The organism is Microcoleus sp. D3_18_C2 (genome assembly GCF_036702395.1).
GTDB lineage: Bacteria > Cyanobacteriota > Cyanobacteriia > Cyanobacteriales > Microcoleaceae > Microcoleus.
In genome coordinates this window covers 1-15,265 of record NZ_JAUBTG010000026.1, presented here as the reverse complement: position 1 = coordinate 15,265, position 15,265 = coordinate 1, and the positions used below count along the sequence as shown (strand labels likewise).

Below are 15,265 nucleotides of genomic sequence, written 5' to 3'. Positions count from 1 at the left end.
GGCCGCGAGGATCTAGGTTTACGAACAATGCGTGGAAGTATTAGTGCAGCGAATTTTCTGACTTGCGAGACCACTTTTTTAGCTAATATCGAAAGACTTATTTGCCAACCTTTATTCATCTTTATCTTTTTTCACACCTGATGGAACTGCGTATGTGCGATCTAACTCGGCTCAACTTACGTATTTACCGCAACTAACTCCTCAATCTCTGGAGCTGTTGTGGGCAATTTCCCTGTCAATACTTCTCTACCCTCATCGAGGACAAGTATATCATCTTCTATGCGTATTCCGCGCACATCGGCAAATTTTTCCAACTCCTCCCAGTTCACAAAATCTTCATATTTAGCGCGATTTTCTGGGTGATTTAAGATTGCCGGAACTTGATAAAATCCCGGTTCGATCGATACTAGCATTCCCGGACGCAAAACTCGATTCAACCGCAAAAACCCCAACCCAAACCGACTGCTTCTGGTTCTTCCTTCTTCATAGCCAGCCAAATCGCCTAAATCTTCCATATCGTGAACATCCAAACCGATTAAATGTCCGATACCGTGCACAAAAAATAGCGCATGAGCATCCATGTCTACCAAATCTTCAACATTACCCCGCAAAATACCTAAATCAACTAATCCTTCCGCCATAATCCGAGCAGCTAACAGATGAATGTCTTGATATTCCACCCCCGGACTAATTTTATCAATACAAGCATCGTGCGCTGCCAAAACCACATCATAAATCGCTCTTTGAGTCGGAGAAAACTTGCCAGAAACCGGCCAAGTGCGAGTCACATCAGCCGCCCATCCCGTTGATGTTTCCGCGCCGACATCTGCTAACAGCAAATCTCCTGTTTGTAGGGGATTGTGATAATGTTCGCTGTGCAGCACTTCTCCATGCACAGTCACGATACTGGGATAGGCATAGGTCATGTTTTTGGAGATGATGACACTTTCCATTGCAGCGCGCACCCCCGCTTCAATTTGAGCATTTCGGGTTGCCACCATTCCCGCTTTGTGAGCTTCTACGGTGACAGCGGCAGCTTGACGCAATTCGGCCAAACTGGCTGCATCGTGGCTCAGGCGCAGAGATATAATTGCCTTGGTTAATTCTAGGTCAATTCCGGTTGGCGATTTGGGCGGTGCGAGAGGGCGATCGAGAATTTCACGCTGTTGCAACTGAGTCCAAGAATCCTGAATTGCGATCGTTGCTGCATTTGTAGATCGCGATTTCAATTCGGCCATTGGGAAAGCAGCATCAGCCCCAATTAGTGCGGCAATTTCTGCTCTTTTCGGCATTTCTCCGTGCCAAAGAGTGCTGCTAGCAGGTGCGTCATCTAAGAACAATTCTAATTTGCCCGATTCTAAGCGAATGGCAGCATTTTCTAAGGGCAAACCAGCAAAATATAGAAAGTGACTGCTGGCACGAAAGGGATAAGTAAGTGCCGGATAATTGCGAGGAATGCTGCGCCCCGACCATAAAATTACCGGAAAATTAATTAAACTGGCCAGTTTTTGCCGCCGTTGGTGTAGAATATTAGTTAACAAATCATCACCTTGTGTAATTGTCATGGGTAAAAACCTATAATTTTGAGTTGGGTTTACAGTCAGCCACAAGTTTTTGCATTCTCAGCATTAAAGCCCTAAAATTCTGACGGTCAATTTGGCAGCCATTTTTGAGAAAATTCTCATCTGTCACTTATTTTTTGCTAGCATTTATAGGCTGTCTTTTTTATAGTCTTTGTCGTCATCGCCCGGATGATGTGGTTAAGCAGTAAGCCTGAGCCACAGGCAGGAAAACCGGCTGAAAGTGCTACTTTGTAGGAAATTAGCATAATTATCACAACACCCGCAATGAGTCAAATTCCTTGGTCTGGTTTTTGTTGATAGGGTGACGTGAGCGATATCCTCTATTGACTGTTTTATAATTTAGACTTTAAAGTATAAGTAAAATTCACTGAAAAAACATGAAAATTTCTCATAAAGCTCCTCAAACTTCTGTGCAAGTACGCGACTGGCCGATCGCACATTTACCGGGATTGAGCAAGGAAAACCAATCTCAACTGGAAGAGTGCAGCATCACCACAACCGGACAACTAATTCGCCTGACGAAAACGCAAGCGGCGAAAGTGTTGCTAGCCAATCAATTACAGATTAACATTCAATATGTTAATAAATGGGTAGCGATGGCAAATTTGGCTGGAATTCCAAGTGTAGGGTGTCAGTATTGCGGGCTGTTACTGCACGCCGGCGTTGCTTCTCCGGCTCAATTGGCTCAAATGCCCGTGGAGAGATTGCACCAACAAGTTTTAAGGCTGCACGTAGCGACAATGCAGCGCAATGACTTGACTCCTTCAGTCGATCGCGTGCAAAAATGGGTTCAACAAGCTAGATTAGTCAGTAGTCATTAGTCATTAGTCATTAGTTAGTAGTCATTATTATGTCAATTCAAGTTTACGGAATCCCCAACTGCGGAACCTGCAAAAAAGCTTTCCAGTGGCTCAAAGATAGCGATGTTAATTACGAGTTCATTAACACAAAAGAACAGCCGCCGACTCGCGAAACAATCCAAAGCTGGGTAGCTGCTTTAGGTTTTGAACCCATGCGAAATACTTCCGGTCAATCTTACCGCGCTTTGGGCGATGACAAGAAAAATTGGACTAGCGAACAGTGGGTAGATGCTTTTGCTAAGGATGCGATGCTGCTGAAACGTCCTCTTTTCGTTAAAGATGGAACGGCTGTTTTAGTAGGTTTCAAAGAAGACGTAATTCGAGAAAAATTGGAGCTTTCAAGGGGCTAAGTTCAGCCAGTTGTTCGCCGCAAAAACTTAAGTTCGCCCACATCATCCGAGAAACCCCAACGCTCGTAAAACGGCATCATGTTCGGCAAACAATTAAGATAAAAATGCTCGACAGCTTGCAATTTGGGATGAGTTAAAACTGCATCCATCAACTTCGCACCCAGTCCCATCTTTCTGTGTGTCGGCTTGATGATGACATCAAAAATCATGGCTCTGTAGACAAAATCGGTAATGACGCGGGTAATGCCAATTAGTCGATCGGTCTCATCGACAAAACCAATGGTAACATCAGTTGCCTCCAGCATTTTCACAACATCCTCCCGCGTCCGCTTGTCGCTCCAAAACTCGTTTTTGTACAAATCCATCAAGTCGGAAACCTGGCTTTCGGTCAAAGTTTCGACAATTCGGTAGTTATCCATATCTTCCCTCATAAAAATTAGAAGACTAAAGTCCTCACCACCCACCAAGTTATTATTGTTTTACTGTTACCAAGCTAGACATTGCTTCACCCCATAGCATGAAGTTTACTGCTGCACTTCCGTTTCCGGGCTTTCAAATACCACTTTTGCATAAATCTCGCTCATCGACATTTGCACTCCCAAGGAAGCAAAAGAAACTGTTGCTGTCTCTCCCTCATATTCCCGAAATAACCATTCATTTGGTTCGGTTTTAATATATTGTGCGACTAAAAACTCAGATTGATTGACTAACACATATTCACAGAATTCAGGGATAGATCGATAAAACCGAAACTTATCCTCTCGATCGAAATCCTTGGTAGACTTAGAAAGCACTTCCACGATGAGCATCGGATTGAGGATCTCATCACTGCGTCCCTCGGTAAAAACTGGCTCCCCTTCAATCACCATCACATCCGGGTAAGTTCCCCGTCGATACCGAGGAATCCACAACCGCAAATCGTTGTGAAAAAGCTCATAGGGCTGCCCCTCAAGCAAATTTCCCAAGACTCTACTCAAATTTCGGATAATCCGGCTGTGATTAATACTACCACCACTCATTTGTACAATTTCTCCATCGCGGTATTCATTTCTAAACTCAGCAGTTTCCTCTAACTCCCGGTACTCATCTGGAGTATAAAACTTTGCCTTACTTTGTACTAACATTGTTGCCTCTGTACTAACTTTTATCTGCGTTAATCTGCCTACATCTGCGGTTAAAAATCATAATTAACAGTATATCACAACAAAAAAGAAACGCCCAACTGCAAAGAGTCAGGCGTTTTCCACTATTTCAAAAACAGGAAAAATTAATCCCGGCTAGACACCAAATTAGAGTCAATTTTCGCACCCACAACAGGTTGCACCTGACTCAAAGCCGACTGCAACATGGGAGTTTTGGTAACAGCATCATTGGCCAAATTAAACAAAGGATTCGACAAAATTCCCGCCAATGTTGTCGCCACCAAAGTGAGTACAACGCTGACTTGCAAAGGCCGCATTCCCTGAAGGTTCCAGCGAACTTCGGGATAATTTTTCACCGCGTCTGACATTTCTTGAGGTTCTTTTACTACCATCATCTTGACCACGCGGATGTAGTAGTAAATCGAAACTACGCTGGTAATTAATCCCAGAATAACTAAGCCGTAAAGTCCTGCTTGCCAGCCGGCCCAGAACAGATAGATTTTGCCGAAAAATCCAGCCAGGGGCGGAATTCCACCGAGAGAAAGCAGGCAAATACTTAAGGCTAAAGTTAACAGCGGGTCTTTTTGGTACAAACCGGAGTATTCGCTAATTTGGTCGGTTCCAGTCCGCAGCGAGAACAGGATGATGCAGGCGAAAGCGCCCAAGTTCATAAACAGGTAAACCAACAGATAAAATATCATGCTGGAGTAACCGGCTTCTGTTCCTGCAATCAAACCCAGCATCACAAAACCGGCTTGGGCGATCGACGAATAAGCCAAAAGCCGCTTCATGCTAGTCTGGGCGAGGGCAACCACATTTCCTAACACCATGCTGAGAATGGCTAAGGCCGTGAACACGAAGTGCCACTGTTCGATAAGTGCGGGGAAAGCAGTTGTTAACAAGCGGATTGCTAGGGCAAAACCGGCTGCTTTGGAACCGACAGAAAGAAAGGCAACAACGGGTGTAGGAGAACCTTCGTAAACGTCTGGAGTCCATTGGTGGAAGGGAACCGCAGAGATTTTGAAGGCGATGCCGGCGATCGCAAAAACTAAAGCAATCACCAAACCGAGAGATTGACCTTCGTTCACAGTAGAAAGGTTAGCAGCGATCGCACTTAACTGAGTTTCGCCCCCCGACAATCCGTACAGCAGCGAAATCCCGTAGAGAAACACCGCCGAAGAAGAAGCCCCAATTAACAAATATTTCAAAGCAGCTTCATTGGAACGCGGGTCGCGTTTTGTGTAACCCGTCAGCAAATAAGACGAGATACTCAGAGTTTCCAACGAAATAAAAATCATCACCAATTCATCAGCGCCGCTGAGGAACATTCCCCCCAAAGTAGCGGTGAGTAAAATGCCGATGAATTCCGCTAAAGCAGTACCAGTTTGCAGTACATAGCGGACGGATATCAAAATAGTGACAGCCGCAGTCAAAGCGATAATTCCGCGAAACACTAAACTCAAGGCATCGCTGTTAAAACCGCCTAGAAACGAGATGGTATCAACGTTATCCCACTGCAAACACAAGGCAGCGACGGCGGCTAGCAAACCCGCAACGGCAACGTAGGGAGTCCAACCAGATGAACTGCGGCCTACGATTAAATCGCCGACGAGAACCACCAAGAGGGTGATGATGACAATTCCCTCTGGCAAGATAGTTCCAGCATTTAGCTGGGCAGCAAGAGTAGCAAAATCCATATTTTCAGGCAGGTTGGGTAGTACAAGCCGCAAAGGCTGTAATGGGCTGTGAACTTGTAAAAATTCTTTACCAAACACAGATTGTAGCGGATTACAGCTTCGCGATCCCAATTGGGCGGGTGTTTGTTGCCGGAGAGTTGATACTCGGTAGCGGTTTTGCATACATGGGCGGGCATTGTAGAGATTGCTGAGTGATGTCACCTGCGACTAGAGTCGCGATCGACCATAACTGCCACAATGTAGAAAGTTAAACCAATAATTCGCCATGACTGAAAGCATCGAGGATACCCGCCACGTGATTCATCCGTCCAGAAATAAAAAACCTGTATCCGATAAAGGATCCCCCGAATTTATCTCGCACAAGTCAATGCTTCAATTCTAAAATCGAAAATCGAAAATCGAAAATCGATTGACTGACTCGCTAAGTGCCTACAAACCGCAGATTATCAATGACTTCAACAACCGCCCCGACTAGGAAAATGAATTTCACAAACAAGCTGCAACTCGGTTAGTAGAATTGGTCAAAGTGCGATCGGGCAAGCTTGTTCTAGATATCGCCGCCGGAACAAGTTTAGTGGCTATTGCGGAAGATGCACTTAGGTCGATCGGGATCAAGAAAATATGAGTCGGCTTTTTTACACCAAGAATCCTCTAGCTAGTATGTCTAAATTACTCAATTACATCTGTATATTTATTACCTGCTGGCTGCTGTTTGCTTGTCAGTCTTCGGCACCTCTAAAAGTAAAACCTCCTGCCCTAAAAGTATCTTGTGTTCCTTTTGTTGGCTATACACCTCTGATCATTGCTCAAGAGAAAGGATTCTTCAAAGCGCAAGGGGTAGACGTGGAACTCAGCTATATAAAGCACTCACAATTGCTTTTCGCGGATTTCAGTGCAGGGAAGTATGATGCGATCGCATTGACCTTGGGCGATTTTGTGATTTTGAGTGCCACATATCCTGATATGCAAGCTGTGATGGTTGTGGATGAATCGACAGGGGCAGATGTGGTAGTCGCGCAATCGGATATTAAAACAATCCCTAACTTGAAAGGAAAAAAGCTTGGTGCAACTCTAGGCGACTTTAGCGAGGTTTTCGTTACTGAGATGTTGAAAACCTCTAAGCTGACAAGCGATGATGTTAGACTGGTTAAAGTCGAGACTTTTGAAGTTCCCAATCGCTTACAAAACAATGCTATCCAAGCAGGACACACTTGGGAACCCTATCTTTCTGAAGCATTAAAATTAGGGGCGCATATCCTGTTTACAAGCAAACAAACCCCAGGCTTAATTTTGGATTTAATCGCGTTTCGGGGTGAGGTGATACGCGATCGCCCCGAAGATATTCGCGCCTTTGTGCGAGGCTGGCTTCAAGGCTTGTCATATTGGGAAGCAAATATTACCGAAGGAAAGGAGATCGTCAGCAAAGCATTGAATATGCCCATCAATACCATTTCTTTCGACGGAATAGACTTTACTGACTTTGCAGACAATCAAAATTTATTTCAATCAAACAGTCATAATTATATCTACAAAACTGCCAAAAAATATACGGACTTTTTTATTCGCGCTGGCAATGTGACGCGCCTTCCCAATCTAGAAACCTTGTTCAATTCTTCTTTCTTAACCCCCCCCTCCTAGTCTCAAACCATGAAGCGATTGTTTTTCAACAGCATTCGTACAAAGTTAATCGTGTCGTTTCTCGTCGTTGCTCTGATTCCGTTGCTGTTGCTAGCATTTGTCAACAAGCAGACAACTGAAAAGGCATTGACCGACAACGCACGACAAGCGCTATCTGCGGCGGCTAACGAAACCGCTTACAGAATAGATGGGTTTATCGATGGGAATCTCAATGCCGTGCGCGTAGAAGCGATTTTACCAGGTTTGGCTGCCTATCTGGGCATACCTCCAGAACGGCGAAATGGTAGTCCCCAAGAGATGTTAGCGACTGAAACCTTAACCAGGCTCAGTCGCAAAGATACGCTTAATATTATCTCCTATGCCTTGCTCAACTTAAAGGGACGGAATGTACTCGATACGAATACACTGGATGTGGGACGAGATGAATCCGGTCAAGATTACTTCCAAGAACCGCTCAAAACTCAACTATCTTTTGTTTCTAGCATTAGGCAATCGCCGACAATTCCCAACCTCGTTACGCTCTTCTTTAGCAGTCCTGTTCGCGATGCGAAGGGAAATATATTGGGTGTATTGCGGGTGACATACAATGCCACATCTGTCCAGCAGTTGGTGAGTCGGAAAACTGAACGTGCAGGTGCGAAATCGTTAGCCGTTCTTTTAGATGAGAACTATATCCATCTGGCACATAGCACTACACCGGAACTCCTTTTCAAATCAATTGTACCTTTGTCACCCAATGTTGTAGTGAAACTGCAACGCGAAGGGCGTTTGCCTAAAAATATAACGGAAGAACTTGCAATCAATTTGCCCGACATCAAGCAGGCTTTAGACACTAAACAGCCTTATCTAATCACACGATTGACAGCTACGGGTAATAATGAGTTAAGCCTCTTAGCGATCGCCCGCCTGCAATATCAACCTTGGTCAGTTCTTTTCGCACAACCCATTGCCGTTGCCCTAGCACCTGTAGAAAAACAAATACAGGATGCACTTCTTTTATTAGCAATCATCGCCACAATTGTAACTATCATCGCTTTGGCGATCGCACAACTATTAACCAAGCCTCTGATTTACCTCACCCAAGCGGTTGCCCAGTTTACGGCGGGTCACTTAGATATGCGTGTGAAGATGGGATCGCGAGACGAAATTGGTCTGCTAGCACGATCCTTCAACAGCATGGCGAGGCAAATTCAAGAATCATTTGAAACCCTCGAAGACAAAGTTAAAGAACGAACATCAGAACTCGCTAATGCTAATCAGGAAATCATGACCCTCAACGAAAAACTCAAAGTAGACAACCTCCGTTTAGGTGCAGAAGTGAATGTGGCGCGTCAGATCCAGCAAATGATTTTGCCTAACCCTCATGAACTGGAAATTGAGGGACTAGATATCGCCGGATACATGGAACCCGCCGATGAAGTAGGAGGGGACTACTACGACGTGCTACAGATCGATGGTGTTGTCACACTGGCGATCGGTGATGTCACCGGACATGGCCTGGAAAGCGGCATTCTAATGCTGATGGCGCAAACCTCAGTTCGCACCCTGCAAGAGATTCGTGGACTAGATCCAGTTCGATTCCTGGATGTACTCAACCGTACCCTCTACAAAAACGTGCAGCGCATGAATTCTGAGAAAAGTCTGACGCTGGCGATTTTGAACTACTCCGAAGGACGGATCAGCATCAGCGGTCAGCATGAAGAAACGCTAGTGGTGCGAAAAAATGGAGATGTTGAGCGCATCGACACGATGGAGTTAGGCTTCCCGATCGCTTTAGATGATGATATCGCAGACTTCATCAGTCACGTCCTGATTGAGCTAGAACCTGGAGATGGCGTGGTGCTTTATACTGATGGGATTCCAGAAGCCTATAACATCCGCAAAAAGCAGTATGGACTAAAGCAATTGTGTCAAGTAATTAGTCAAAATTGGCACAAGTCTGCAGCAGGAGTTAAGGATGCGGTGATTGTAGATGTGCGGCAACATATTGGTAAGCAGAAAGTGTTTGATGATATTACGTTGCTAGTCTTTAAGCGGCAGGCTGAGGTTACTGAAAATGGAAATTTAGTTAATAATAATATTATATAGCACGTCTATTTGAGTCGTGAATGTAGAACAACCTGAAACGCTTGTGATGATTGAATCAATTGTTTACAAATCAAATGGTTTTGCTATACCCAATAAAATCCTAAAATGAAGAACCTAGTTTGAGGAATAATTTATGAAAGTAAACTACTAAGAAAGAATGGATTTAATAGCATACGAGTTAAAAATAATTTAGTCAGAGCAGGGAACTCTACCTAATAAATAAAAAATTCAGGCACTTTATTGGTTAAAGACTGGAGCGATTAAAAGCCTTACAGATGTAGCTGAACGTTTAGGTGTACATAGAATTACTGTACATAGATGCTTAAAACAATATAGTGCTCGCGGTCTGTCAGATCGGCGATCCCAAATAATAAAAAGTTAGGCACACTATGTATTAGCCTTAATCTATCTTACGTTTTTTAGGTAGCTACTTAGAAGATGGTTTGGGAACTGCAACGGTGGTAACACGGACATTCGGATCGAGGGCGTCACCTTGAGAGTAAATATAATCAAATGCCGATCGATCTTTAAGCATATGTGCCCGCAAAAATAGCGCGCTCCAACGGGCGATCGTTTCAATACCCACGGCTCGCTCTAAGGTAGCAGTATTGCGATCGGGCATCGCACCAGCGGGGTTATTAACATCGGTAATGCCGAAGTGATTTGCACCCATAACAGTAATCAAAGCTTTGGGTGGTGTTTGAATTTGGTCAAAAGTGCTGTGAGCTCGATCGGGCAGGGCGACACCATCGATAGATCCTTGAATCAACGCCACTGCAATGCCATCATTAGCGATGGGTACAAATTCATTAGCAATAGGATTCCGCAAGTTAGCTCCAAAAAATGCAGCAGCTAATAGTTCTTTCGGGCGCGTAAATGGCTCTTGACACAAATACAATTCTGGGAGACATTTGTTAGCAATCACCGATAACCCCACTGCACCACCAAAAGAATGACCCAATAAACCAAGGCGCTGCGTATCGATAACAGACGCGATCGGAGATGTGGGCTTTGTATTTTCGATCGCCATTTGAGACAAAACCGCCCCAATTTGGGAAGTTTCCGACGCCAAATTAGGCGGTGAAGTGGGATTGAAGGGCGAAGGCCGCAAATGGTTCGGAACAACCACCACAAAGCCGTACCGTGCCACATGGCTAGCGTAATCTGAATAAAATGATTTATCTACAAGCGCACCTTGCAATAAAAGCACAATGGGAAAAGAGTAATTACCAGAATTAAGATCGGATGGTTTAGGATAATAAATATCAACTAAATCGTTATTACCCGATATAGTCGTACTGTAAAAGCTAGTCTCTTTAAATGGCGGTCTATCATCGATTATTGTCGCAAAAACTTTGCCACCAATGACAACAAACGCAGCAATTACACAAATAATTGCTAGAGTTTTTACTGAAAAAAAATCATGGTTTAAATTCATCATTATTTTGGGTTTGAGAGTGCGTGCATCAGCTACTAAAAAAAAGCAAGTTGGCGACTTGCCATTAAGGGAAATTTGTGTAAAAATTGCCAATCAAATGATATCATGTCCCCTCGATCGCAATTTGTGTAGGGGCGGGTTCACCCACAATACCTGCCAATAATTGACAATCTCAAAAACCCGCCCCGACCGGGATAGTATGGTTAATCGATCGAACATGATATGACTCCTAAATAAACACGATTCCCGATCTTACACCATTTTTGAATACTTGAAGTTTAGTGTGGCTTATAGCCCGACCAAATCCTCTTTATAAAAACCTTTTCTAGAGTGGTAAATCGGAATTTCGATTGCCAATGTCGCCCCTTGATCCGGTATCGAAAAACAACTCAGTTGTCCCCCGTGGTCGTCCACTACAATAGTATAGCTAATCGATAACCCCAAACCCTTCCCTGTTCCCACTGTCTTCGTTGTAAAAAATGGCTCAAATATGCGTTGTTGAATCTCTTCGGTTATGCCGGGGCCATTATCAGTAATATAAATACCCACTTGAAAGTCGGAGAGTAACTTCGTGCAAATAGTAATAGTAGGGATCGAGCTGCTATCATCTACATCATTTGCCCAACGTTTTGGGGATTGCAACGCTTCAATCGCATTAGTCAGAACATTCATAAAAACCTGATTCATTTGCCCCGCGTAGCATTCTATCTTTGGCAGATTATCATACTCTTTTACCACTTTAATTATCGTTTGCTGTGCTTCATCTTTCAGCCGATGCTGCAAAATCATCAGCGTACTCTCAATTCCTTCATGGATATCCACCGCTTTTAACTCAGCTTCATCGAGTCGGGAAAAATTCCGCAGCGATTGCACTATTTCTCCAATTCGATCAGCTCCTATGCTCATAGAAGCAATTAGCTTCGGCAAGTCATTCCTGAGAAAAGCGAAATCGATTGCCTCCAGTTGTTCCTGGATAGCTGCTGTGGGATTGGGGAAATCTTCTGTGTAAAGTTGCACCAGCCTCAGCAAATCTTCAGTGTACTCCCTTACGGGCGAGAGGTTCCCTTTAATGAAACTAATCGGATTGTTAATTTCGTGAGCTACCCCCGCTACGACATTCCCTAAACTTGACATTTTCTCGCTTTGGATGAGCTGAGCTTGTGCATTTTGTAACTGTTGTAGAGCCAGCTCTAGTTGTTGGGATTTATTCCGCTCTTTAGCCTCAGACTCCTGCAATCGCGCATTTTGCTCGTGCATTTTTTTTTGCAAACGCTGAATAGTTAGTTGATTTTCGACACGAGCTAAAACTTCTTCTAAATGAAATGGCTTGGTGATGTAGTCTACTCCTCCTACAGCAAATGCTTTGACTTTATCCAACACTCGATCTAGGGCGCTCAAGAAAATAACTGGAATACCCGAAGTTCTGGCATCCGCTTTTAAATGTTGGCAAACTTCGTAGCCGTTCATCTGGGGCATAGAGATGTCGAGCAAAATCAAATCTGGTGGGGTAGAACGCGCTGCTTTTAATGCCATTTCCCCGTTTATTACGCCCCTAACTTTATATCCTTTGTCCCTCAGCATAGTCGATAAAAGACGCAGGTTGTCGGGGGTATCGTCAACCACTAAAAGATTGGCAACATGAGATGCTAATGGCTGGCTGTTCATGGGATAATTTGTTCGGTTAAGTCAGTAATTTTATCAAATCGAAAGTTGTTAGCCCAATCAGCGATGGTCTCCGGGAAAGACTTATTATATTCGGGGATTGTGGCGACTAAACTTAAAATCAGGTCGGCATCAGCATCGATAGCTGCTTGATGTAACTGTATCACCCACTCAGCAGGCATTTTCGCCAAAGTTGTCCTTAAATTTTCAGTTTTTTCCTCTGCTTTTACACTCAGGTCTTGACCCTCAAGCTGAGATAATGTAAAGTTCGGTAAATCTTCATAAATATACTGTACCCCTAAATGTTCAGCCATTTTGGCAAAAATCACTTCTTCTTGAAAAGGCTTGCTCACAAAATCGTCACAGCCTGATGATAAAACAATGGCTCGCTCTTCCTCAAAAGCGCTAGCGGTCAACGCAACAATTGGGGTAGCCTCATCTTGAATCTTGGCTTTAATTTGTCTGGTAGCCTCATACCCGTCTATCACAGGCATTTGCATATCCATCCAAATTAGGTGAGGTTTCCAAGTCTCCCAGATTCTAATAGCTTCTTGACCATTTACTGCTTCGCGCACCTCCAAGCCAAGCGGTTCGAGAAGATCAACCAATAGCAAACGGCTCTCCCATTTATCATCAACCACCAAGATGCGATATGAGGGTTGGTTGGGTTGTAAACCAATTACCCGCCTTCTTGATTGTCGAGGTTGAACTTCAGCCATCTCTGGGGAACTAATTTGGATATCAAAACTAAAAATTGTTCCTCGATGCAAGGTACTGCTGACGGTAATGTCTCCTCCCATCAGTTGTACGAATTGTCGGCTGATTGGTAAACCCAAGCCTGTTCCTTCTTGAGATTTCCGACCTGCGTCAGTTTGCACAAAAGCCTTAAATAAAGAATCTAGCTCAGTAGGAGCAATGCCGTAACCAGTGTCTTCCACTTCAAACGTAATAGTCCGTGGTTCGTTGTCTGTTGGGGACTTTTGTTTCGCACTAATTGCTGCTACCCTAAGCGTCACACTTCCCTTGCTCGTAAACTTTATCGCATTTCCTAGCAGATTAATCAATACTTGACGCAATTTACTTTCGTCAGTTTTTACATACTGAGGAATGTTAGAATCGATGTGCCAACTGAGCTGTAAATCTTTAGAATCCGCTTTAATTTTGAGCATTTCTTCGAGAGAATGGAGCAAATGATACAGGTCAAAGCTAGTAGGATTTAAGGTAATCCGACCTGCCTCTATTTTAGACATTTCCAGCACGTCATTAATCAGCGTCAGCAAATGCTCGCCAGAACGACTAATGATGCCTATCTGTCCCTGCTGTATCTGAGAAAGGGATGAGTCGCGCGCCAGCACTTGGGTAAAGCCGAGAATTGCATTGAGGGGAGTTCGCAATTCGTGACTCATTTTTGATAAAAATTCGCTTTTAGCCTTGTTAGCCGCATCTGCAACTTCTTTGGATTTTTGTAAGGCTGCCTCTGCTTTTTTACTTTCCGTAATATCGCTAGCTGTGCCAGTTATTCCGAGAATTTTTCCCTCGGAATCCCGCAATACAAGTGAATTAAACCGGAGATTGATAGGTCTACTATCTTTAGCTAATTGTATAGTTTCATACTGAAATACAGACTCTCCATTCAGCATACGTTGGAATATCTTTTTATCTTTTGGAAGTTGTTCAGGTAGCTGAAAATCACTAAATTTTCGCCCTATCATTTCTTTAGGCAAGTAGCCAAATATATGTTTTACAGCAGCGTTGACGAAGGTATAACGCCCTTCGATATCAAGTGACCAAATCATATCCTGCGATGTTTCAACTAAGTCACGGTATTTAGCCTCGCTTTCTTTGAGCGCTTCTTCTACCCTTTGACGCTCGGTAATGTCGTTAGTGACTAACAGAATACACGCTTCTCCACCCAGCTCAATAATATCTGCTGATACCAGCATCTTCCTCACCTCGCCTGCGGCAGTACGACAATCGAATTCCTGATTGCGAACCACTCCTGATTCTTGCAAGAGCTGTCTGTATCTGTCACATTCTTCTAAATTACCCCAAAAATTCAAATCAATTGCTGTAAAACCAATTACCTGTTCGCGAGAGTAGCTAAAAGTGCTGAGGAAACTGTCGTTCACTTCGATGTAGCGTCCATCTGCAAATCGGGCGATCGCGATCGGGTTAGGACTGGAACGAAAGGCTTTAGAAAACTTTTCCTCAGACTTGCCCAAGGCTCTTTCTGTCTGCATCCTAACAGCGATTTCCTGTTGCAATTCTTGCGTTCTTTCTATAACCTTACGTTCCAGCGTTCGCGAGTATTCCCCTAATCGATCGTAAAGCTGAGCATTTTCAATGGAAATAGCAATTTGGGCAGATAAAAGTTTTAACAATTCTAGGCGATCCGTAGTAAAAGCCCCTTCAGTCAGGTTATTTTCCAAATAAAGAAGGCCAGTCAACTTACCTTGGTGCAGCAGAGGAGTGCAAAGAATAGACTTCGGTTGAGTAGCTGCAATATAAGGATCGCGGGTAAATTGTCCCTCTTGAGCCGCATTATTTAACACCACATTTTCCTGAGTACGAATCACATAATTGGCGATCGCACAAGCCAGCAAAGGAGTTCCCCCAGAAGCTGCTATCGGATTGAGAGGAAGCGATTGCAGCACACTAACCTCATCCTCCTGCACCGAACCTTCCGCCTCAATCGCCCAGTTTCCCGCTTTTTCTAAAATCAAAAAACCCTTTTGCGCCCCCGCATTCTCGATCGCAATTTTCATCAATCTTTCCAGCAACCTACTCAAAACAATTTCACCCGAAAT

Annotated in this window: 12 protein-coding genes; 5 read left to right on the top strand and 7 right to left on the bottom strand. The window is 44.0% G+C overall.

Annotation, left to right across the window (positions count from 1 at the left end):
* Positions 1–176: 176 nt before the first annotated feature.
* A complete protein-coding gene (locus QUA88_RS16760; protein WP_333053805.1) occupies positions 177–1,565 on the bottom strand; it encodes an aminopeptidase P family protein in 1,389 nt (462 codons plus the stop codon).
* Positions 1,566–1,960: 395 nt separating this feature from the next.
* Between QUA88_RS16760 and QUA88_RS16755 the strand changes: the two genes are divergently transcribed.
* Both QUA88_RS16755 and QUA88_RS16750 read left to right on the top strand, forming a co-directional pair.
* Positions 1,961–2,404, top strand: coding sequence for a DUF4332 domain-containing protein (locus tag QUA88_RS16755; protein WP_333053804.1), 444 nt, complete (start codon positions 1,961–1,963; stop codon positions 2,402–2,404).
* Between the two features lie 29 nt (positions 2,405–2,433).
* Complete coding sequence (locus QUA88_RS16750; protein ID WP_333053803.1) at positions 2,434–2,793, top strand: Spx/MgsR family RNA polymerase-binding regulatory protein; 360 nt, start codon at positions 2,434–2,436, stop codon at positions 2,791–2,793.
* Positions 2,794–2,795: 2 nt separating this feature from the next.
* On the opposite strand, the gene QUA88_RS16745 is transcribed toward QUA88_RS16750, so the two are convergent.
* The 3 genes from QUA88_RS16745 to QUA88_RS16735 form a co-directional block, all read right to left on the bottom strand.
* Positions 2,796–3,212, bottom strand: a complete 417-nt coding sequence (locus QUA88_RS16745; RefSeq protein ID WP_333053802.1) for a GNAT family N-acetyltransferase — start codon at positions 3,210–3,212, stop codon at positions 2,796–2,798.
* A gap of 105 nt (positions 3,213–3,317) precedes the next feature.
* Positions 3,318–3,917 (bottom strand): Uma2 family endonuclease, encoded by a 600-nt coding sequence (locus QUA88_RS16740; protein WP_333053801.1) that lies wholly within the window; start codon positions 3,915–3,917, stop codon positions 3,318–3,320.
* A 143-nt stretch (positions 3,918–4,060) separates the two neighbouring features.
* The gene (locus QUA88_RS16735) at positions 4,061–5,632 is read right to left on the bottom strand and encodes an NAD(P)H-quinone oxidoreductase subunit N (RefSeq protein WP_333210348.1); all 1,572 of its coding nucleotides are present in this window, start codon (positions 5,630–5,632) and stop codon (positions 4,061–4,063) included.
* 621 nt (positions 5,633–6,253) lie between these two features.
* Here QUA88_RS16735 and QUA88_RS16730 point away from each other — a divergent pair.
* From QUA88_RS16730 to QUA88_RS16720, 3 genes are all read left to right on the top strand, one after another.
* Positions 6,254–7,270 carry an ABC transporter substrate-binding protein gene (locus QUA88_RS16730; RefSeq protein ID WP_333272725.1) on the top strand — a complete coding sequence of 339 codons (1,017 nt, stop codon included), beginning with the start codon at positions 6,254–6,256 and terminating at the stop codon, positions 7,268–7,270.
* Between the two features lie 9 nt (positions 7,271–7,279).
* Positions 7,280–9,358, top strand: coding sequence for a SpoIIE family protein phosphatase (locus QUA88_RS16725; protein ID WP_333053798.1), 2,079 nt, complete (start codon positions 7,280–7,282; stop codon positions 9,356–9,358).
* 226 nt (positions 9,359–9,584) lie between these two features.
* A complete protein-coding gene (locus QUA88_RS16720; RefSeq protein WP_333053959.1) occupies positions 9,585–9,740 on the top strand; it encodes a helix-turn-helix domain-containing protein in 156 nt (51 codons plus the stop codon).
* 45 nt (positions 9,741–9,785) lie between these two features.
* On the opposite strand, the gene QUA88_RS16715 is transcribed toward QUA88_RS16720, so the two are convergent.
* The 3 genes from QUA88_RS16715 to QUA88_RS16705 form a co-directional block, all read right to left on the bottom strand.
* Positions 9,786–10,799 (bottom strand): poly(ethylene terephthalate) hydrolase family protein, encoded by a 1,014-nt coding sequence (locus QUA88_RS16715; protein WP_333263190.1) that lies wholly within the window; start codon positions 10,797–10,799, stop codon positions 9,786–9,788.
* A gap of 285 nt (positions 10,800–11,084) precedes the next feature.
* The gene (locus QUA88_RS16710; RefSeq protein WP_333053796.1) at positions 11,085–12,461 is read right to left on the bottom strand and encodes a response regulator; all 1,377 of its coding nucleotides are present in this window, start codon (positions 12,459–12,461) and stop codon (positions 11,085–11,087) included.
* Positions 12,458–15,265, bottom strand: a 2,808-nt coding sequence (locus QUA88_RS16705; RefSeq protein WP_333272720.1) for a PAS domain S-box protein, incomplete at its 5' end; no start/stop codon positions are given. The genes QUA88_RS16710 and QUA88_RS16705, both read right to left, overlap by 4 nt.

What these genes read in the sequence shown, in the direction of transcription:
- QUA88_RS16760 (WP_333053805.1), bottom strand. Translation starts at nt 1,565, where the DNA reads ATGACAATTACACAAGGTGATGATTTGTTAACTAATATTCTACACCAA.
- QUA88_RS16755 (WP_333053804.1), top strand. Translation starts at nt 1,961, where the DNA reads ATGAAAATTTCTCATAAAGCTCCTCAAACTTCTGTGCAAGTACGCGAC.
- QUA88_RS16750 (WP_333053803.1), top strand. Translation starts at nt 2,434, where the DNA reads ATGTCAATTCAAGTTTACGGAATCCCCAACTGCGGAACCTGCAAAAAA.
- QUA88_RS16745 (WP_333053802.1), bottom strand. Translation starts at nt 3,212, where the DNA reads ATGGATAACTACCGAATTGTCGAAACTTTGACCGAAAGCCAGGTTTCC.
- QUA88_RS16740 (WP_333053801.1), bottom strand. Translation starts at nt 3,917, where the DNA reads ATGTTAGTACAAAGTAAGGCAAAGTTTTATACTCCAGATGAGTACCGG.
- QUA88_RS16735 (WP_333210348.1), bottom strand. Translation starts at nt 5,632, where the DNA reads ATGGATTTTGCTACTCTTGCTGCCCAGCTAAATGCTGGAACTATCTTG.
- QUA88_RS16730 (WP_333272725.1), top strand. Translation starts at nt 6,254, where the DNA reads ATGAGTCGGCTTTTTTACACCAAGAATCCTCTAGCTAGTATGTCTAAA.
- QUA88_RS16725 (WP_333053798.1), top strand. Translation starts at nt 7,280, where the DNA reads ATGAAGCGATTGTTTTTCAACAGCATTCGTACAAAGTTAATCGTGTCG.
- QUA88_RS16715 (WP_333263190.1), bottom strand. Translation starts at nt 10,799, where the DNA reads ATGATGAATTTAAACCATGATTTTTTTTCAGTAAAAACTCTAGCAATT.
- QUA88_RS16710 (WP_333053796.1), bottom strand. Translation starts at nt 12,461, where the DNA reads ATGAACAGCCAGCCATTAGCATCTCATGTTGCCAATCTTTTAGTGGTT.